Here is a 19321-nt window from a genome sequence, read left to right on the forward strand (position 1 = left end):
TCTGGACAAGCAGAATGCAGGTTTGCCGAAGGGATCGAATTGTTTTGTCCGATATTCAGCTAGACAGGGACGCGGTCGCCGAGCAGCTGGACCGCATCGTCTCCTCCACGGATTTCACGGCGGGGCCACGGGCGCGGAAGTTTCTGGCTCATCTCGTTGCGGAAGAGTTGGAGGGTCGTGGCGAGCTGTTGAAGGGAACGGCCTTGGCAATGGATGTCTTCGGCCGCGATGCCAGTTTCGACCCCAACAGCGACCCGATCGTCCGGATCGAGGCCGTCAAGCTGCGCAAGGCGCTCGAACATTATTACCTGACTTCGGGTGCCGGCGATGAAATCATCATTTCGGTTCCCAAAGGGCATTATCGCCCGAAGTTCGAGTATCGGCCGCTTGTGCAAACCGGTCCGCAGCGGGCTCCGCGCTCCGGACTGCCAAGATTGGCGATCCTTAGCTTTACCGGAGATGACCGGGAAAGGGCGCGCCTGTACCGGGAGGGGCTGCCAGAGGAAATTGCGCTTGAACTGGCGCGTTTTGGACAGCTCAGCGTTATATCTGGATGGCACGAGGACGCGATTTCCGCTAACCGAAGCGCCGTGGACCTTGCAGCACGCACCGACTATGTCCTGCGCGGCAATGTCCGTGAAGCCGGCGGAAGCCTTCGTGTTTCGGTACAGCTGAGCCGATTGCCGGACGAGGCGCTCATCTGGTCGGATCGGCTTCGCATCGACGCCGATCATGCGGACGTTTTTGGGCTGCAAGAGGAGATCGCGCGCCAATGCGCGACGCGCCTGGCTGATGCCTATGGGATTGTAGCCGAGGATCTGAGCGCCCAATACTCAGGCCGGAAGGGGACGGATGCAGGGGTTTACGAGGCGCTTCTGGCTTTTCACGCCCACATGCGCACGGCACGCCTCAGCAGCCTGAACGAATTCCAGGAGCTTGCGCAGAGTGCCCTCCAAGATAATCCGTCGAGCGGGCTCGCTCATGCATTGGTTGCCATTGCGCTGATTGAGGCAGCGACGCTCGGCAGTGCGAGTGTGGAAGACGTTGTTGAGAAGGGGCGGATCCACGCAGAGAAGGCCATCGCACTGGCGCCGAATTGCCAGGAAGCTCTGTTTGCCGCTGCCGCTTTTGCCCAAGCCCGTGGCGACGCAGCACGTTACCGCAACCTGATTTCGCGGGCGATCGATGCAAATCCCAACGCAACGCTCATGATGGCCCTGGTCGGTGGTTGGCTCGCAAAATCGGGAGATGTTGATAGCGGTCTGGAACTCGTACGGGCGGCGCGGGAGCGCAACCCGCTTCTGCCGATCTGGCTGTCCATATCGCTGGCAGTGCAGCCGTTGATCGCGGGGGACTTTCGTACCGCCTCCGATCTCGTCCGTGACATCGACGCACGCGACAGCATCTACGACTGGTTGCTGATTGCGGTGGCGCATGCGTTGGCCGGGGAGCAGGACCTCGCCCATGCCGCAATCGCTCCGTTCAATGAACGTGGCATCGAGCCTGAGGACTATGTTTCAACAATCAGGATGGACGCTCGGTTACGAGAGCGCATCACCGCTGGGCTGGAACGGATCGCGGCCATCTGACCGCAACAGCGGGTGCGGTCGAATGAAAACAGCTTGAAACGGGCAGGGCGGTCTTGTCGCTTTGCGCCATGACCAAAAGTTCCCTGTTTCGCTGTTTCAAAACCAGCCCGGAGGTCATCCGCCTGGCGTTCCTGCTGTATGTTCGGCCCCGTCCATCACTGCTGAACGTGGAAGATTTGTTCCTTGAGCACGGTATCGATGTGCTCCCTTGCACGAATTATGCAACATGTGTAACCGCCCCTTGCGCAAGAGGGTATTTTCGAAGCTGACTTTGGCGCGTCATCGGGTGCTGACATGTGTCCGGCCTCTGATGCGGCCATCGTCATGCCGCGGACCCGTATGGTGTTCGAAGGTCGGGTCCAGATCAAAGCCGCGTGCTCGAAGGCACTCTGTTGCACACTGGTTCTCCCGATCCCGTCTCACGACTGTTGCGCCAAACTGCTCCTGGCCCTCTTCCGCTCCGACATCCTCGCGACCGACAGACGGCTTACGCCGCCGCGAAGGGAGACTGGTAGACGCCGCCCTTGGCCATCAGGGCCCAGACGATCCGCGCCATCTTGTTCGCCAGTGCCACCCGCACCAGCATCGGCGGCTTGCGGGTCAGCATCCCGCCCAGCCAGGTGCCAGGCCGGGCTGCGGCATGGACATGCCGCTTTATGATGACGCTGTTGGCTCCGATGATCAGCAGCCGTCGCAATGAGCGCTCGCCCATCTTCGTCGTGGCCCCAAGACGCTGCTTGCCCCCGGTGGAATGCTGCCGCGGTGTCAGACCGAGCCAGGCCGCGAAGTCACGCGCCTTCCGGAACGTCTCGGGCGGCGGCGCCAGGACCGCGATGGCCGTGGCGATCAACGGCCCGATCCCCGGAACGGTCATCAGGCGCCGGGCCACCTCGTTCTCCTTGGCGCGTCGGGCGATCTCGGCGTCAAGCTTGTCGATCTCCGTCTCCAGATGGGTTAGGGCCCCGACCAGCACCTTCAACGTGGCAATCGCATCGGCGGGCAGTCCGCTGTCCGGGTCCTCGACGATAGCGATCAGGCGCGCGGCGTTCGCGGCACCCTGCGGGACGATCTGGCCGAACTCCGCAAGATGGCCGCGCAGCGCATTGATCGCTTGCGTCCGCTGCCGGATCAGCAACTCGCGGATCCGGAAGACCATCGCCGCTCCCTGGGTCTCTTCGCTCTTCACGGCCACGAAGCGCATCGTCGGACGCTGGACTGCCTCGCAAATCGCCTCTGCATCGGCGGCATCGTTCTACTGCCGCTTCACGAAGGGTTTGACGTAGGCGGGCGGGATCAGGCGGACCTCGTGGCCCAACTTCCCAATCTCGCGGCCCCAGAAGTGCGCGCCGCCGCAGGCTTCCATCGCCACGACGCACGGCTGTAGCTGCCCGAAGAAGGCTAGCACCTGATCCCGTCTCAGCTTCTTGCGCAGAACCGCCTTCCCCGAGGCGTCAGCACCGTGCGCCTGAAACACATTCTTCGCCAGATCGAGCCGACCGTGATAATCTCCGACATGACCGTCCTCCTCTGTGGATCCTCGCAGACCCACCTTGGCACATCGATGCCGTCGGGGGGCGGTCACATCATCAGAGCCGGGTTGGGGGCATTCGCAGGGCCCGCCTGCATGACGACAGTTGCGGGGATTGAAGACGTATTCATGAAAATCAACGGCGTGCTATTACATGGGCGATGGCTGGATGATCCCCGCACAGAAACCGCGAATGGTGGTGCACGTTCTACGACCAAGCCCCGTTGAAGTGGGGGAGACACGATTATGCCCCTCTAGAGGTCGGCTGTCGTCGGTCTGATACCAACAAGAATTGTCTATTCACACGGCCATTCTTCAGACCAGCAAGCCAACATTATCTTGCAACGAGCAGTATCACGCTTATGACCAGGAAGAACACTGTCAGCCATTTGAACGCTTGCTCGTTGATCGAACGAGAAAGAAATACGCCCGACAGGGTTCCCAGGATCGTGGGAACCGCCAATGCGGAAACCGTTGGCAGTAGGCTTTCCGACACACCGACGAATAGCGCCTGGAAGGCCAGTGCAATAGGGTATGACAAAAGGAACGTAACCAGTGTCGTCGCCCGAACGACTTTTCCATCACCCTTGATCGCGGTGACATAGGCCGCAACCGGAGGGCCGGGCATCGCGAGCGCCGCGTTGAGCACCCCACAGACCATGCCGACTGCGCCGCGCCTGCTGGCGGTGTCGGACTGTGCAATCGGAAACTTGGCCAGAATTCCGGTTGCAATGACAGTCATTGCTCCGACGACAATTGCCGCGCACAGTTTGAGGGTTTCAAGCGATAGGGACAGATACGCCCAGGCACCCACCGGCGTGCCGAGGCAAACCCCAATGAACAGTGGACGCAAAAGCCGCCAATTGACTGCGGGCAGGGTCAATGGCGCGAGCAACAGCGCGATGAGGAAGCTCAGCACGATCGAAACCTGGATAGCGCCCGCGCTTGCCATCGTGACGAGAAGCACCGGCCCGGCGATCACGCCAAAGCCGATGCCGGTAACAGCCTGTAACAGGGACGCCGCGAACACAGCGGCGACCAGCAGGGGCGGCACGATGCCGGGGTCAAGAAATGACAGCATTGGTGCGAACTGTCAGGAGAACACGACCTGGATGTCGGTGTATTCCTCCAACCCTTCCTGGCCGAATTCGACGCCGACACCAGACTGCTTTACCCCGCCGAATGGTGCATTAGGTTGGATCATGCCGTGCTTGTTGATCCAGACCGACCCGCATTCCATCCGGCTGGCCACCTGGCGGGCAGTCGTAATGTTGCGGCTCCAGACCGACCCGCCCAGCCCGTTCGGGTTGTCGTTGGCCTTTTCGATCACTTCGTCGATGTCTCGAAACCGGATGATCGGCAGCGCCGGGCCGAATTGTTCTTCGTCGACAAGGCGGTCACCGTTGTCGAGGTCTGCGATAATGGTGAGCGGAAAGAAGTATCCCTGTTTCTTGCCGGTACGCGCGGGCGGGTCGCCGCCCAGCAGAACGCGGCCCTTTTTGCGGGCATCGGCAACAAGATCGCTGACAATCTCGAACTGGCGCAGGTTCTGCACTGGACCCAACATCGCGGTCTCGTCGGTGCCTTCGCCCATGGGCATCTTGCGGGCGAACTTGACCAGTTCCTCGCAGACATCCTCGTAGACATCGTCATGCACGTAAAGGCGTTTGAGTGCGGCGCAGGTCTGACCGGTGTTGATGAAGGCGCCCCAGAACAGCCCTTCGGCAATTTGCCTGGGATCGACGTCCGGCAGCACAATGCCCGCATCGTTGCCACCCAGTTCCAGGGTCATGCGTTTCATGGTTTCGGCAGCATTGGCGTAGATTTTCTTGCCGGTGCCCGAGGAGCCGGTGAATACGATCTTGCCGATGTCGGGATGGCTGGTCATGGCCGGGCCAAGGTCGTCGTCGCCCGTGACGCAGTTCACGACACCGCGCGGCAGAACCTCATTCATTAGCTCGACCAACCTCAGCGTGGTGAGGGGCGTGTAGGGCGAGGGTTTTGCGACAACTGTATTGCCCGAGAGCACAGCCGGAATGATGTGCCAGATTGCGATCATGACCGGGAAATTCCACGGCAGGATCGAACCGACCACGCCGATCGGCTTGCGGAACAGTTCCACCCGGCCTTCATTGTTGTCTTGTAGTACCTTGGGCGGCATCGACAGGCTGGCCGTATATTGTGTCCAGGCGATTGCGCCACCAATTTCCCAGCGCGATCCCAACCCGCCCATCGGTTTACCCTGTTCGGCGGTCAGAAGGGCGGCAAGCTCTTCGGCATGCGCCTCGATCCGCTCGGCGATGCGGCGGCAGGCAGTCTGCCGCTTGCGCTCGGTTTCCTTGGCCCATGATTTCTGTGCCACCTTGGCGGCGCGGATCGCGTCCTCAAGCTGTTCCCTGGTCGCCAGAGGCGCCAGCCCGGCGGCCTTTTCTGTGGCAGGATTCAGCACTTCGAAACATTGCTTTGTCGGGACTTTCTTGCCATCGATGATCAGGCGAAACGGTTCCATGTCAGTCCTTCCCGGCCCGTTTGCGAGGGCCATCATTGCCGTGCCAGTCGCGGAAATGGTTCTTGTGAGTGTCGAGGTAAGCCCCCGATTTCATGTGCTTGTCATAGAAATCGAGGTCGAGGTGATGAGCTTGAATGAACAGCGTCATCTGGATCGGGTCCACCGTGGCGGGGAACTTGCCATAGGTATCGTAGATGTACTGGCACATGTCCTTGACGCACTGAATGCCCTCGGGGCTGGCGGGAATTGTGGCGGCGTCGAACTCGGCGTTGGGCGCTGTGTGCGGTTTGACCATGCCCTTGGCTTCCCACTGGTCCATTGTCTGCAAGGCGCCTTCCAACGCAGCGTCGACCGCATCGGACATGTTGGCGAAATAAGGTGGGCAATAGGCTTGAAAAACTCCGTCTCGGCCAACCGGGATCGGGAACGGGTCGGACTTGGACTGGATGAAGCGGAAGCCGAGACCCCGGCAGGCGGGCGTTCCGCCCAGAACAACAGTCGAAGAGAACCCGCCATAGACCCAACCGCCCAGCCCTGTCGCCTGAAGTGTCAGTGCCATGAGTTGGCCCATGAAGGCGCCTTCGGCCAGCATCCCGTCCGACAGAAGTTTTTCCAGCCGGCTCAGGGTCATGACCTTGCGCTTGTTCAAAAGCCCGTTGTCGACCCATTTCTGGTTGCCGCAGGGGCGCATGCCGTTGCGATCATCGACGATGTAGTATCCCCCGGTGTTCTGGGCATATCGTCCGGCCTTGCCGTCACAAAGGTTGATCATCAGCTTGATGATGTCCTTGGTGACGTCGATCACCGGCATGAAGATCGTGGTGCCCGGCATGTTGGTGACCCACTGGTTGTGAGGCCAGATGCCCGGTTCCGATGGCGGCAGGTCCATCCGTCCATCGTCGATCTTCTCGACAAAATTATCGTAGAACCCCAACATCTTGTCGCGGTCATCCGCGCTCTCGTACTCACGCATCTTGGTCATCTTCGCCTTGTCGGCGTTGACCACAAATACGCCGTCGTCATTGGTGAAGAAGAGCCGCGACCGGTGCGAACCCATGGCAGAGGGATAGGGTTTGCCGATGGTCTTCACCATGGCCCCCGGCAAGTTGGTCTCGGCCAGGATCGGGCCCGTTGTTGCCGTGGCCGCAGCGACCAGCATCGCCGTTTCCAGATCACTCAGCGGATAGGGATCGTACTCGGATTTATGCTGGAACGGGCCAGAGGACATCTCCATGCCCAGGCCAAACCGGCGCGACCGGCGACCCATGATTGCGTCGAACAGGGGAAAATCCCAGGCGGCTTGCGCCTGCGGGGGCAGGCCATCGGGCTTTCGCGCGCTCATTGCCGCGCCTCCCGGGCCACATCCCGACGCACGCTGAACAAGAGCCTGATCAGATAGCCCCAGGCTCCGGGCTTGCGCAGCACCATGCCGAGGATGCGCCGCAGATCGGCGTCGGTCATGGTTGTCTCGGCTTCCCAGACCCCCATCTTGCCGGTCAGCACGATTCCATCATTGCGCAAATCCAGTTTTTCCAGGTCGAACGAAAATTCGCCTGCCGCCGAGTCAATTTTCATGTCTTCCTCCCATCCCACCTTTCAGGGGATCATTTTCCAGTAAGCATCCTTGAGGGTGATCAGCCCTTGGCCGATCTCGTAGTAATCGAAACCTTTGGATTGCCGCCAACGACCGTCGGGCCCCATGTATTCGACATCATAGGTTTGAAGGACGGTCTGGCCGCTGAACCGCCAAACCGAAGCCGAAAACCTTGGTCCATTGGGCATTGCAAAGCGGCGTTCCATTTCCTCTAGTGCGTTGTCCCGGCCATAGACCACCTGCCCATTCGGCAGTTTCCAAGTAAACGCGGGGGAGAGGCACTTGCGTAAAGCCGCCATGTCGCGGGCGGTAAACGCCTCTTCGAATTTCGTGAAAAGCTTTTTGTACTCGATCTCGTCGCCTGCCGGCACCGTCAGGGGGGCTGATCTGATCCGTTCCTTACTTTGATACGCCCGGTTGTCGATGATCTTGAAGCCATTTGCGATGCGCGGCGCGTTGCTTGCCGGTGTTGACGGACGGATCTCCTCGACCTGCTGTTCTGCGGGGTTGCCGATGACTGCCGAACGGGTCTGGGTGACGCGTTCCGGCTCGGGTGATTCAATCCGCTCGATTTCAGTGGCGGTCATCGCGGCGGCATTGTCCACTATGTTCAGGCTCGTCGGCTCCGACCGGGTCGGAGACGCGCGCACGTGACCGTTCGAGGCGTTTTCTCTGTCGCGTCGTCCAGTTGTTGCTTTGTTGCCGACTTTGGACATCTGTTTTCCGATCTTTTTCTTCAGGCCCCGGTGCGTGGTCGCCCTTTTGTCCGCCTCCGTGCCGACCAAGATGAAATTACTGATTCTTCAGCTTGCTTGTCAAGAAAATGATTTTAGATTCACAAAAATTTCCAACCAAGAAACATTCTAAATCACTATAATTACAAGCGAAAAATAAATCTTATGAATATGAATTCATTTTAGTTGACAGAATCTAGGTCGCGATACTAGCATTTTCTCAGCTCGATATTGACGCGATACAGGGAGGACGCCGTCATGAAACTATCAGCCATTGCAGCCGCTTTGGTGGCCGCCGGAAGCATAGCCGCCGAGGCCAAGGAACTACGGCTCAGCGCAGCGCCGCCGCCAAATTCGCCTTGGGGCGCGGTAACCATGAAATTCGTGGACAAGGTCGCCGAACTGTCGGGCGGCGAACTGGTCATCGAGCCTTACCTTGGTTCGAAACTGGGAGGGGAGCAGGACGTCGTAAAACAGATCGCCCGCGGTCGGATCGACATGGGAGTGATGTCGAACACGGCGGTGTCACTTTTGGTGCCGGAATTCGGTCTTTTGGCTTCCCCATACGCCTTTGACGACGCCGCACAGTTTGATTGCGTGGCCGACAATCACCTGCTCAAGACCTTCGGTGCTGAATTCGACGCCGCCAAGGTAAAGACGCTAAGCTGGATGGAGGTCGGATATCAATCGATCTTCTCAAAGGATCCGCTTCGTGTGCCGGGCGACCTCAAGGGGGTAAAGATCCGCACAGCTCCTGCCGCGACCGACACTTTGTTCATCCAGGCGGCGGGTGGTACACCAGTGCCCCTGGCGCCCAGCGAGGCGGTTCCGGCGCTCAAGACCGGGCAGGTCGATGCGGCGACCCAACTGTCGGTTTTCGGTATTGCCACCGGTTATGACAAGGTCGCTCCGCAGATCACTTTGACCCGCCACCAGCATCAGGTTGGCGCGATCATCATGTCGTCCCGTACTTGGGAGGGGCTGACCGATCAGGAAAAGGCATGGATCGAAGAGGCCGCGCCGATTTTCCTTGAATTGCGCGCAGCGATCCGCGGTGCAGAGGGCGCGCTGCTGAAAAAGGCCGCATCCGAAGGCGCCACGGTTATCGAATTGGCCCCCGAGGAACTGGATCAGTGGAAAGCCCTGGTTCCGGCGGCGCAGGAAGCGATCCTGAACGAATTGGACGACACCGCAAAGGCGAAGTGGGACGAGATCCTTGCCGCCAAGCAAGCCTGTTCGTGAGCGGAACATGTTGCGGTCCATTCTCAAAGGACTGACGCTGACCGAATCCATCGTGGCAACGGCGGCATACGCCCTCGTTGCCGCCCTTCTCATGGTGGATGTCATCGGACGTGAAGTCTTTTCCTCAGCGGTGTTGGGACTCCAGCAAATCGCAGTCTATGGCGCGATCATTGCCGGGTTCTTGGGGTTGACGCTGGCGACAACCGACAATTCTCACCTACGGCCCGAGTTCCTTGATTTTCTTGCTGGTCGACATGGTCACGAAGTTGCGCGGGTCGGCGATGTCCTGTCAGCGGTGTTCTTTTTCGCCGGGTCCTATGTTGCCTGGACCTTTGTGCAAACCTCTATGGACAGCGGTGACAAGGCGCCCGTGCTCTATTTTGCGTTATGGCCGCTGCAACTGATCATACCCTATGCCTTCGGGTCAGCTGGGGTGAAACATCTGATCTTCGCGATCCGTCCCGATCTCAAGATTTATTCAGACAAGCCGGCAGGGTGACTCCATGTATGCTGTACTCCTTCTCGTGATGGTGCTGACGCTGCTGGCGTTCAGACAGAACATCATCGTCATTCTTCTTGCTTCTGCGGCCTATGTACATCTGGTTTGGGGCGACGGGCATCTGGAGTATCTAGCCGAGGATATCTGGATAAGCCTCGACAATGCGTTGCTTCTGGCCATCCCGATGTTCCTGCTGGCCGGTTCGATCATGACCCGAGGCTCGATCGCGCGCCGCCTGATCGACCTTGCGGTCAGCGTCACCCGACCCATTCCGGGCGGTCTTGCAGTCGCGACGATCCTGAGTTGCGCCATCTTTGCGGCCATTTCCGGATCGTCTCCGGTCACGCTGCTGGCCGTCGGCACAATTCTGTATCCGGCTCTTTTGCAAAACGGCTACTCAAAGCGCTTTGCACTCGGAGCCCTGACCTCGGGTGGGACACTGGGCATCATCATCCCGCCGTCCATCCCGCTTATCCTCTATGGGATCGTGAACGAAAAGAACATCGCCGACCTTTTCCTTGCGGGCATCATTCCGGGCCTGATGATCGCCGCGGTTCTGGCCGGGTACTCCTACTGGGTCAATCGGAAGATGCCGTCCCAGCCGTTCAACCTGGCGGAGTTCACCACCGCGTTGAAACGGGGCGGTTGGTCGGCGTTACTGCCGTTGATCCTGCTGGGCGGAATTTACTCCGGCTACTTTTCCGCGACCGAGGCCGCCGCAGTTGCGCTGGTCTACGCGATCTTTGTCGAGATATTCATTCACCGCGAATTGAAGCCGATAGATTTCTATCACACCTGTGTTGAAACGGCGAAACTGTTGGGAATGCTCTTTCCGATCGTTGCCGTCGCATTGAGCCTCAAGACCATTCTCACGATCGAAGAGGTGCCCGACCAGTTGGCCATGTGGATCACTTCGGTCACCAACAACAAGATCGCCTTCCTTCTGGCCGTGAACCTGCTACTGCTTGTCGTGGGATGCCTTTTCGATGTGATTTCGGCCATCCTGATCCTCGGCCCGCTGCTGATGGTGCCCGCGATGGCCTATGGCATCGATCCGATCCACTTCGGCGTGATCATGGTGATCAACCTGGAAATCGGTTTTCTGACCCCGCCGATGGGCCTGAACCTGATCGTCGCGATGACGGCGTTTCGAGAGAATTTCCTTGAAATCTGCATGGCCGTCCTGCCGTTTATCGCGCTTATCATGGCGGTTCTATTGGTCGTCACCTTCGTGCCTCAAACCGCGCTCTTCTTTGTCCGATGAGCGCGGGAGGACAAGGCGACGCTTTGACAAGGCCGCGCCAAGAACCTAAATCGGGCATGGAACGGAAAGTGCGGAAAGGCATGGGATGAATATCGATGCAATATCGGTAAACGAAGACATCCCCGGCGTCCTGCCGGCCCGACAGGCGCGCAGCCGCCGCATCAGGGACGCATATATCGAAGCTGGCATCAAACTTCTGAACTCAATGCGGTTCAATGATCTGAAGGTTTCGGATCTGGCGCAGGAGTGCGGGCAATCGGTCGGCAGTTTCTACACCCGGTTCGAGGACAAGGAAGCTTATTTCCGCGCGCTGCGTGCGGCAGCGATAGGCCTCTGCAACCTCGAGATTCATGGTCGCATCGGTGGCGACAAGCTGTACGAGATGGAACCCGAGGAGGCTCTGGACGAGCTCGTTGATCTGATGGCCGATCTTTTCACCGGTCCTGTGCGTGGTGTCTTGCGGGAGTCTCTGCTCCGTATCCTTGAGCCCGACGACCCTTGGGCGCCAATGCGCGATTCCGCGCGCGAGATCATGCGAAACTACCGCCGGGCCTGCGGCACGCAGTTCCCCGCATTTGACCCGGCAGAAACCCAGACGAGGTTGAGTTTCTGTTTTCAGCTGGTCGTCGGTGCGCTTCAGAACGACTTGGTCAATGACTACCACGTCTTTTCGACCAAAGACCAATCGCTGAGAAAGGGTCTCAAGGAGGTCGTTCGCAGTTACATGCGCGCTGGCCGTGAGCCAAGCGTCAATCCTGACGTCTAGGGGGTCGTTTCAAAGGGACTTGTCGGATGGAGCCCGGCGGAGGCGGTCTGGGCAGGCGCGTCGTCTCTGATCATGACGAACCCGAACCAGTTGCGCAACTTCTGTACCAGCGGCGAAATCGCCCGCTTGACCATTTTGCAATACGCCAAACGTACGCTGTTCTTGCGGAACATCGAAGGCTTGCCGCACCAACGCGCCCTCGACGTAAACCACTATGCCGTTCGGTTCTGGTAGCCCCGGGTCCGAGTGTTTGATAAGAGCGATAGGGCGTGTTCGGTGATGTCTATTGGCAGTCCGCGAACCGGCACACGCGCACCGGAGGGACAATTTTGGAACGTGTGGCCCAGCAAGACCATCCGGTCGGTACCCGGGCAAGAGGTGTTGCAGTAAATCGCGCGGGCCCGATACCTGCGCGGGCGCAACTGAATGGATAGGGGGGATGCCCCGCGTTGGGCGATCCCGGACTGGTTTCTGATCCTCGTTTCCGGGGCGATTATCGTCTACGGCTTATGGGTGGGCCGCGACTTCCTTATCCCGTTGGCCATCACGGCGCTGGTCTTCATCCTCACCGTAGCGATGGTCGACTGGATCTCGGCCAGATCGATTGCAGGGCATTCACCGCCGAGATGGCTCGCCAATATGATTGCCGCGTCGCTGATCATCTTTGCGTTGTTTCTTCTCGGGGTCGTGTTTTCCCAGGCGGGCCACGAGATTGTCGCCTCCGGTCCGCAGTTGCGCTTGCGCGTGGCTGAAATGGCAGATCATCTGGAGAGTTTCCTGGGACCCAAACTGGTGGATACGTTCCGAAACAGTGCTGCCGATCTGGATATTGGAGGCTGGCTTGCGGCTGCGATCGCGCAACTTGCGGGCAGCGTTTCGGCGCTTGCCCTGGTGTCGCTTTACTTGGTCTTCTTGATATCGGAACGCAGAGCGTGGATCGGCAAGCTGCCTCTGCTTGCTTCAGACCCCGTCAAGGCAAGGTTAGTTCTTGCGCGTATTGCGACCGGCGTGCAGCAATACATGCTGGTCAACGCTCTCACCAGTGCCCTGAGCTCGGGGGCTGCCTATCTGATTTTCCGCTCCATCGGCCTGGATTTTGCCGCTCTTCTGGCGGTTATCGTGTTTATCGTTGGCTTTATTCCGAATATTGGCGCCTTCATCGGCCTTGCCTTGCCGTGTCTGATCGCCCTCATTCAGTTCGATACGCTGACACCGTTCCTGATCGTGCTTTTGGGATATGGTCTGTTTGATCAGTTCGTGGCCAACATCGTGCAACCAGCGATGCAAAGCAGGTCGCTGAACGTGAGTACCTTCATGGTCATGGTATCGTTGACCTTTTTCGGTATTGTATGGGGCGGTGTCGGGGTGTTTCTCGCGGTTCCCATGATGGTCGTGATCATGGTCATCTGCGCCGAGATACCGGGGATGCGCTGGCTAGCAATTCTGCTGTCAGGCGATGGCAGCGTCGAGCAGTCGGAGCGTGACCACTGATGCCCGCAACATCCTTAAGCCTCCCGTTTCCAGTAATTTTGCCGACAGGGCATCTGGCAGAGTGTTGATTCGGTGGCGCCACATTGCGGTCGCGGGCATCTTGGGTACGGCGCTTACCATATTCACCGCGTCCCGATTGACCTTCGATCCGTCGAGGGTCGTGAAACACCACAGCTTGAGTCTGGCCGGTGAAGGGACGTCTCTTGCATCGCTGGCCGTCCGGCTCACCGACGATCAGGCTGCTCCATCCACGTTTCTGCCCCTTGTCAAAGGCAACGATGCGCTCGGCGCCCGGCTGCGGCTGATCGAGGCCGCAGAACGCTCCATCGACCTCAAGACCTTTCTCATCAAACCTGACCGCGCAGGTGGGCTGATCTGGCTGGAATTGTTCGAGGCGGCGGAACGCGGCGTGCGGGTACGGCTGCTTTTCGATGATGTGTTCACTACGGCGCGCGACGACCAGATTGCCGCGCTTGATGCCCATCCGAATGTCGAGATCCGCGCCTTTAACCCGTTGTCGCGCAGGCTTCCCTATGCGGTGAACTTCATGCTGGATTTCTCCAGGGTCAATCGCCGTATGCACAACAAGGCGATGATCGTGGACGGTGCCTTTGCAATCCTTGGCGGGCGGAACATTGCAGATGAGTATTTTCAGATCGGTACCGATCACGAATTCGCCGATTTCGATCTGTTGATGCTGGGTGACGGAGTCGACGCTGTTTCCGGGGCCTTCGATCTTTACTGGAACGACGACTGGGCCGTTCCGTTGAACCAGATCGCGGCCGGTGACGCCACTCCCTTGCGTAAGGCAATTGCGGCTTTTCGTGCGAATGCGAATACCGAAGCGTTCGGGACTTATCAGGAGGCGGTGAACTCGACCTTTCTGAAATCGCTGCTAGCCGGTCAGATCGCTCTGCAAAGCGGGCGTGCGACGGTTGTCGTGGACGACCCCGATAAACTTCGCCTTTCACCGGGACAAGGGCCGGGTGCTGTGAAAGATACCTTCTATGGAGCCCTGGCAAAGGCCGAGGAAGAGGTCTTGATCCTGACGCCCTATTTCGTGCCGGGCCAGGAAGGTGCCGATTTCATCGCAGCACTCAGCAGGCGCGGCGTGAGAGTCAAGATCGTGACCAACTCTCTGGGTTCGACCAACCATGCTTATGTACATGGTGGATACGCGACATACCGAAGGCAACTCCTGGCGGCGGGCGTGGCGTTTCACGAGGTGCGTGCCGATGCCCCGCACCTCGTGCTTGGGCTCGACAAACCTCTGACGATGCACACCAAGCTTGCCCTGATCGACCGGAGAACCGTTTTCACCGGATCGACCAACATAGACCCGCGTTCCTTTCTTCAGAATTCGGAAATCGGGGTGGTAATTCACAGCAAAAACTTGGCCGAGAATATTCTGGGCCGGATCGGAGCGGCAATCGATCCCTATACATTTACTGTTGTAGAACGCCCGGATGGGCACATCCAATGGGTCTATAACAGCGCGCCTGGGTCAGAGACCTTCCACAATGAGCCGGGCGCAGGGGTGATCGCGAGGATGCTGGCGTGGTTTGCTGGTTGGTTGCCGGTCGAAAGCCAGCTTTGACCCATTGGCAACGAGTGCCGCGACGATGATGCGATCGGGCACATGGCCGCAGCGGTGAGGCACTGAAGTCGCCCGAAGAGAGTTTTCCTTTACCTATCGCCGAATTGCGAACTGGTGCGCGTAGGAGTGCAAGCGGTGGTCATGCTCGCGCGCGGCGATTTCGATGATCTTTTCGATCAGCTTCTGAGCGGCGGGTTGCAGGACGCGTCCGCGACGCGTTACTACCGACCAGACCCCGTTGATGCCGAGTTCGACCGGGATCTGGTGTAGTATTCCTAAGGCAAGCTCGTTGCGCACGCACCCCGACGTGGTCAGCAAGATCAGGTCGCTTTCCGCCACCGCATCACGCAGCGCGGCAATGTTATGGCTGTCAATCGCCACGATCGGCGGACCTGCGCGATCCTGCCGTCCCACAAAACTTGCAAAGGCCCTGGCAACAGATTTCGGAAAATGTGTCCCAGCGAAACGGTAGCGCGCCAAGTCCGACGGCTGCGGTCGCCGAATAGTGAGGATCGGGTGCCCCGATCGGCAGAAGGCACCTCCTGCCTGGGGCGGCATTTCGATGAGGTTCAGATCGTCGATATCTTCGCGCAGGTCGCGCGCATCGCCCACGATGAAATCGTAAACCTCCTCTCTAAGTCCGTGCACAAGGCGGGTTGTTTCGTCGATAATGAGGTTGAGCTTTACGTCTGGATGACGCGCATGCCATTCCGCAAGTATCGGGCCGCCAAGCGAGGTCGAGAAAACGGCAGTCATGCCAACGCGCAGTTGCCCGCCCTTACCGATCGACAGGTTCTCCAGCATCTGATCAAGATTGCGCGCTTCGAACAGAAGGGCATCCACGCGATCAAGAATGGATTTTCCTACCGGGGTGAGCCTGACCGGACGCTCCGAGCGCTCGAACAACTGGAACCCTAGTCGCCGTTCCAGGCTGCGGATCGAGTTGCTGAGCGCTGGTTGCGTTATGTGGGCTAGGTCGGCAGCCCGTGCAAAGCTGCCCTCCCGCGCCACCAGTTTGAAATGCTGCAATTGAGTCAGATTCTGCATCTCGTGTCCTTTCCGACGCCGGTGCATCAGCGGTGACGCCACGTCCTGCGATCAACCTGAGTTATCTAAGTGCCTAATTTTAATTCATTAAAGTACATCATTCAAGAAACATATCTAAACATTTAAAAAGTAAACTAGTGTGAATGTTCGTGTGGAGAAATACTGCCTCAAGCCACGCAAGCCGGTGGCAAGGAGGAAAACATATGAAATTCTTGAAAACCTGCGCTGCACTTGGCGTGATCGCAATGGGAGGCGCGACCGGTGCTTCGGCCGAAACCGTCCTGAAGCTCGCGACAGCGGCGCCCGAGAAAACGCCCTGGGGTGCTCAGGTCAACAGGTTGGCAGAGGCGATTGCCGAAGAAAGCGAAGGCCGCCTTAAGGTCGAGCCCTATTTCAACTCGCAGCTTGGCACCGAGAACGATACGCTTGCGCAACTGGCGCGGGGACGGATCGAAATGGGCCTGTTCACGGTCAGTGCCGGTGCGCAGCAGGCACCCGAAGTCGGTCTGATGCAGCTCTATGGCATCTACGACAGCAATGAACAGCGCGCCTGCGTGCAGGACAACTATCTGACCGACAAGATCCGCGAACGGCTCAGCCCGAAAGGGGTCTATTTCGGCACCTGGGCCGAGGTCGGGAACGGCTATCTGATGTCCAATGAGCCGATTACCAGCGTTGAACAGCTCAAAGGCATGAAGGTCGGAATTTCGGTCAACAAGATCAACAGCGAGTACTGGAAAACGGTCGGCGCCAATCCGGTTCCGGTCAGCCCTGGCGAAGCAGCTTCGGGCGCGTCCACGGGGCTGATCGAGATGTATCCCACCGTCTATTCGTTCTACATCCCGTCCGGGCTGAACAAGATCATCCCGGTCGTGTCAGAATACAATTACGCGAACGGCCCCGGCATGTTCGCCCTGAGCCAGCGCGCGCTGGAGCAAATGAGCGAAGAAGATCAGGCCGCGATTAATCGCGCCTTCGATCGCTTCACCTCCAAGGAGATCATGGGCGAAATTTTCGCTTTCGAGGACAAGATGCGTGAAGTGCATCTCTCGCAAGGTGGGCAGATCGTTCAGGTCGGCGAGGAATTCAGAGAAGAGATGGCCGCGTTGCTGCCTCCGTTCTGGGCTGCGATGGCCGCCGACCACGGTGAAGTCGGTGCCGAGATCATGGCTCTGATCGAAAAAGCAAAAGCAGAGTGCGGCAGCTGAGCCTGTCCCTCTGAACTCAGACGCCGCCCCGGCACAAGCCGGGTCGGCTGTCTCTGACCCGAGAAGGTAACCCCATGACAAATCATACCGCACCGGCATCGGTCGAGCGGCTTCTGTCCACATGGCACCTGCTTGAACGCTGGATTGCCGTGATCGCCTTCAGCCTGATCGGCTTGCTGATCTTCGGTGACGTCGCAGGGCGCGAGTTCATCGGCCCGGTCGGACGTGCCTTGGGGTTCGACGTTGGGTTTTCCGGCATCTACGGAGCGGGAAAGATGTCACTTTTCATGCTGGTTATTGGTGCTTTCGCAGGCCTTGGTATCAGCGTCGCCAGCGGCGCGCAGATCGTGCCCCGTATCGCCTTTGGCTGGACGCCCGCATTCTTGTCGCCCGCCATCGACCGGTTCGCCAACCTTCTCAGCGGCATCTGTTTCCTGGCGGTTGCCTATTATGGCTGGATCTTCGTCAGTGCCTCGCGTGACATCGGAACCGTGATGCCTGGCCTCGATTGGCCTGTCTGGATCATTCAGATCGCGATTCCCATCGGCTTCCTCTCCGCCGCCATCCGCTATTCCATTTTTGCCATCTGGCCCGGCTTGGCGCCAGTACGCGAGGAACTGCCCGAATGAGCGCGATTTTCTTCCTCGTCCTGATCCTGGCGCTTTTGGTCCTCCGCCAGCCGCTGACCGTCATCTTGATTGTTGCAATCGGCTATTTGCACTTGGTCTGGGGGCATGGCTATCTCGACTACATCGTCGAGGACATGTGGACCTCGCTCAACAAGGAACTGATCCTTTCGGTTCCGTTGTTCCTGCTTTGCGGTGCGGTCATGACCGAAGGGACCGCTGCGCGCCGATTGGTCCGCATTGTTCGTGCCCTGACCATCACCACCCGCGGTGGTCTTGGTGTTGCGGCCATCATCAGCTGTGCGGTGTTTGCGGCCATCTCAGGCTCGTCCATCGTCACTATGATAGCGGTGGGATCGGTGTTGTACCCTGCGATGAAGGAGGCCGGTTACACCAACCGCTTTGCGCTTGGCACCGTGGTTTCCGGCGGTACGCTGGGGATCATCATTCCGCCGTCCATTCCCCTCATCCTTTATGGGCTGGTCACCGAGACGTCGATTGTCGATCTGTTCCTGGCCGGGATCATGCCGGGCTTTGTCCTGATTGCCCTGATGACCGCATACGCGATCTGGGCCAATCGCCACAAACCCGCCGAGAAGATGGACTGGGCCGAGTTGCGCGTGGCGCTTCGTGAAGGTGTCTGGGCGGCTCTGTTTCCGGTCATCCTGCTGGGCGGCATCTACTCGGGGTTTTATTCACCGACCGAGAGCGCGGCAGTGGCTCTGGTTTATGCGCTGGTCATCGAGTTCTTCGTGCACCGCGAAATGACGCCCGCCAAGTATTTCAACGTCGTCACCGAAACCGCGAAACTGGGTGGTGCGCTCTTTCCGCTGATCGCCGTGGCCCTGTCGCTGAACCTCGTTCTTACGGAGTACCGCGTTCCGGCACAGATGGTCGAACTGGTGGGAGCCTGGATCGACAGTCCGCTGGCCTTCATCCTGATAGTCAATCTGCTGTTGTTGGTGGTGGGTGCCTTCATGACCACCAATGAAGCGATCCTCATTCTTGGGCCTATCCTTATGCCGGTGGCGCAGGTCTATGGTTTTCACCCGGTACATTTCGGTATCATCATGATCGTGAACCTCGAAATCGGGTATCTCACGCCACCGGTTGGCATGAACCTGATGGTCGCTCTCGTCACCTTCCGGCAAAAGTTCTCGGAACTGGTGATGTCGGTGCTGCCCTATATCGCGGTTATGGTGATCGGATTAGTCCTGATCACGGTCTTCCCTTGGCTTTCGTTGGGGTTGCTGTGATGGGGGCAAGGGCCTTGGAATTGGGGTGGGTCGTAGATGCCGCCGTGTTCGATTGCTTCGACAACTTGGTCCGGATTTCTCAGATGCGCCACGTGTTCGCGGGCAGCAGAAGGCAGAGCCTGTGATTTACCAGAGCAATCATCGTCCGCTGTGTCCGGGGCCGCAATCCGCGCCGGTTCTGATACGCACTGCGCCGATATCTTCCGGCAATTTCGAGACCAACAAGATGAACAGGGTTTCCACGCTTCACGCTACGGGAGGAGACGCTGTTTCGCGTAAGGTGGCCGTTGACACCGGGTGTTGGCGGCAGTGGCCGCTGACAGATGACAACACCCTGCAAGATATCGAGAACGGTAATCACCCAACCGACA

16 protein-coding genes and 2 pseudogenes are annotated in these 19321 nt (G+C 58.8%); 11 read left to right on the forward strand and 7 right to left on the reverse strand.

The genetic code is table 11. From position 1 onward, the window contains the following. Window positions 1–44: 44 nt before the first annotated feature. The gene (locus tag G0P99_RS04350) at window positions 45–1589 is read left to right on the forward strand and encodes a hypothetical protein (RefSeq protein WP_164128077.1); all 1545 of its coding nucleotides are present in this window, start codon (window positions 45–47) and stop codon (window positions 1587–1589) included. 68 nt (window positions 1590–1657) lie between these two features. Continuing rightward, a pseudogene (locus tag G0P99_RS24665) lies at window positions 1658–1792 on the forward strand (IS6 family transposase); the annotation flags it as partial. 284 nt (window positions 1793–2076) lie between these two features. Here G0P99_RS24665 and G0P99_RS04355 read toward each other — a convergent pair. The 6 genes and pseudogenes from G0P99_RS04355 to G0P99_RS04380 form a co-directional block, all read right to left on the reverse strand. After that, window positions 2077–3104: pseudogene (locus tag G0P99_RS04355) on the reverse strand (IS110 family transposase). Window positions 3105–3451: 347 nt separating this feature from the next. Then, on the reverse strand, window positions 3452–4198 hold the full coding sequence (locus G0P99_RS04360) for a sulfite exporter TauE/SafE family protein (RefSeq protein ID WP_164128079.1): 747 nt from the start codon (window positions 4196–4198) through the stop codon (window positions 3452–3454). A gap of 12 nt (window positions 4199–4210) precedes the next feature. Continuing rightward, on the reverse strand, window positions 4211–5626 hold the full coding sequence (locus G0P99_RS04365) for an aldehyde dehydrogenase family protein (protein WP_164128081.1): 1416 nt from the start codon (window positions 5624–5626) through the stop codon (window positions 4211–4213). A 1-nt stretch (window position 5627) separates the two neighbouring features. Then, window positions 5628–6968 (reverse strand): hypothetical protein, encoded by a 1341-nt coding sequence (locus G0P99_RS04370; RefSeq protein WP_164128083.1) that lies wholly within the window; start codon window positions 6966–6968, stop codon window positions 5628–5630. Further along, window positions 6965–7201, reverse strand: a complete 237-nt coding sequence (locus G0P99_RS04375; protein WP_164128085.1) for a hypothetical protein — start codon at window positions 7199–7201, stop codon at window positions 6965–6967. The genes G0P99_RS04370 and G0P99_RS04375 overlap by 4 nt, the downstream gene beginning before the upstream one ends. A 21-nt stretch (window positions 7202–7222) precedes the next feature. Next, window positions 7223–7936, reverse strand: coding sequence for a nuclear transport factor 2 family protein (locus tag G0P99_RS04380; protein ID WP_164128086.1), 714 nt, complete (start codon window positions 7934–7936; stop codon window positions 7223–7225). Window positions 7937–8212: 276 nt separating this feature from the next. Between G0P99_RS04380 and G0P99_RS04385 the strand changes: the two genes are divergently transcribed. The 6 genes from G0P99_RS04385 to G0P99_RS04410 all read left to right on the forward strand — a co-directional run bounded on the left by G0P99_RS04385 (window position 8213) and on the right by G0P99_RS04410 (window position 14813). Continuing rightward, complete coding sequence (locus G0P99_RS04385; RefSeq protein WP_164128088.1) at window positions 8213–9196, forward strand: TRAP transporter substrate-binding protein; 984 nt, start codon at window positions 8213–8215, stop codon at window positions 9194–9196. 7 nt (window positions 9197–9203) lie between these two features. Continuing rightward, window positions 9204–9695 (forward strand): TRAP transporter small permease, encoded by a 492-nt coding sequence (locus G0P99_RS04390; RefSeq protein ID WP_164128090.1) that lies wholly within the window; start codon window positions 9204–9206, stop codon window positions 9693–9695. A 4-nt stretch (window positions 9696–9699) separates the two neighbouring features. Further along, a complete protein-coding gene (locus G0P99_RS04395; RefSeq protein WP_164128093.1) occupies window positions 9700–10959 on the forward strand; it encodes a TRAP transporter large permease in 1260 nt (419 codons plus the stop codon). Between the two features lie 85 nt (window positions 10960–11044). Next, complete coding sequence (locus G0P99_RS04400) at window positions 11045–11725, forward strand: TetR/AcrR family transcriptional regulator (RefSeq protein WP_164128095.1); 681 nt, start codon at window positions 11045–11047, stop codon at window positions 11723–11725. A gap of 426 nt (window positions 11726–12151) precedes the next feature. Further along, window positions 12152–13216: an AI-2E family transporter gene (locus G0P99_RS04405; protein ID WP_164128097.1), complete on the forward strand. Its 1065-nt coding sequence runs from the start codon at window positions 12152–12154 to the stop codon at window positions 13214–13216. Then, the gene (locus G0P99_RS04410) at window positions 13206–14813 is read left to right on the forward strand and encodes a phospholipase D family protein (RefSeq protein WP_164128099.1); all 1608 of its coding nucleotides are present in this window, start codon (window positions 13206–13208) and stop codon (window positions 14811–14813) included. The genes G0P99_RS04405 and G0P99_RS04410 overlap by 11 nt, the downstream gene beginning before the upstream one ends. 93 nt (window positions 14814–14906) lie before the next feature. On the opposite strand, the gene G0P99_RS04415 is transcribed toward G0P99_RS04410, so the two are convergent. Beyond that, on the reverse strand, window positions 14907–15887 hold the full coding sequence (locus G0P99_RS04415) for a LysR family transcriptional regulator (protein ID WP_370462707.1): 981 nt from the start codon (window positions 15885–15887) through the stop codon (window positions 14907–14909). A 176-nt stretch (window positions 15888–16063) separates the two neighbouring features. Between G0P99_RS04415 and G0P99_RS04420 the strand changes: the two genes are divergently transcribed. The 3 genes from G0P99_RS04420 (at window position 16064) to G0P99_RS04430 (ending at window position 18950) form a co-directional block, all read left to right on the forward strand. After that, window positions 16064–17068 carry a TRAP transporter substrate-binding protein gene (locus G0P99_RS04420; protein WP_164128102.1) on the forward strand — a complete coding sequence of 335 codons (1005 nt, stop codon included), beginning with the start codon at window positions 16064–16066 and terminating at the stop codon, window positions 17066–17068. Window positions 17069–17142: 74 nt separating this feature from the next. Then, on the forward strand, window positions 17143–17697 hold the full coding sequence (locus tag G0P99_RS04425; RefSeq protein ID WP_164128104.1) for a TRAP transporter small permease: 555 nt from the start codon (window positions 17143–17145) through the stop codon (window positions 17695–17697). Next, a complete protein-coding gene (locus G0P99_RS04430; RefSeq protein ID WP_164128106.1) occupies window positions 17694–18950 on the forward strand; it encodes a TRAP transporter large permease in 1257 nt (418 codons plus the stop codon). Before G0P99_RS04425 ends, G0P99_RS04430 begins: the two co-directional genes overlap by 4 nt. The last annotated feature ends 371 nt before the right edge of the window (window positions 18951–19321 follow it).

Origin of the sequence: Ruegeria sp. PrR005 (assembly GCF_010500245.1) — a bacterium.
Lineage (GTDB): Bacteria > Pseudomonadota > Alphaproteobacteria > Rhodobacterales > Rhodobacteraceae > Ruegeria_B > Ruegeria_B marisflavi.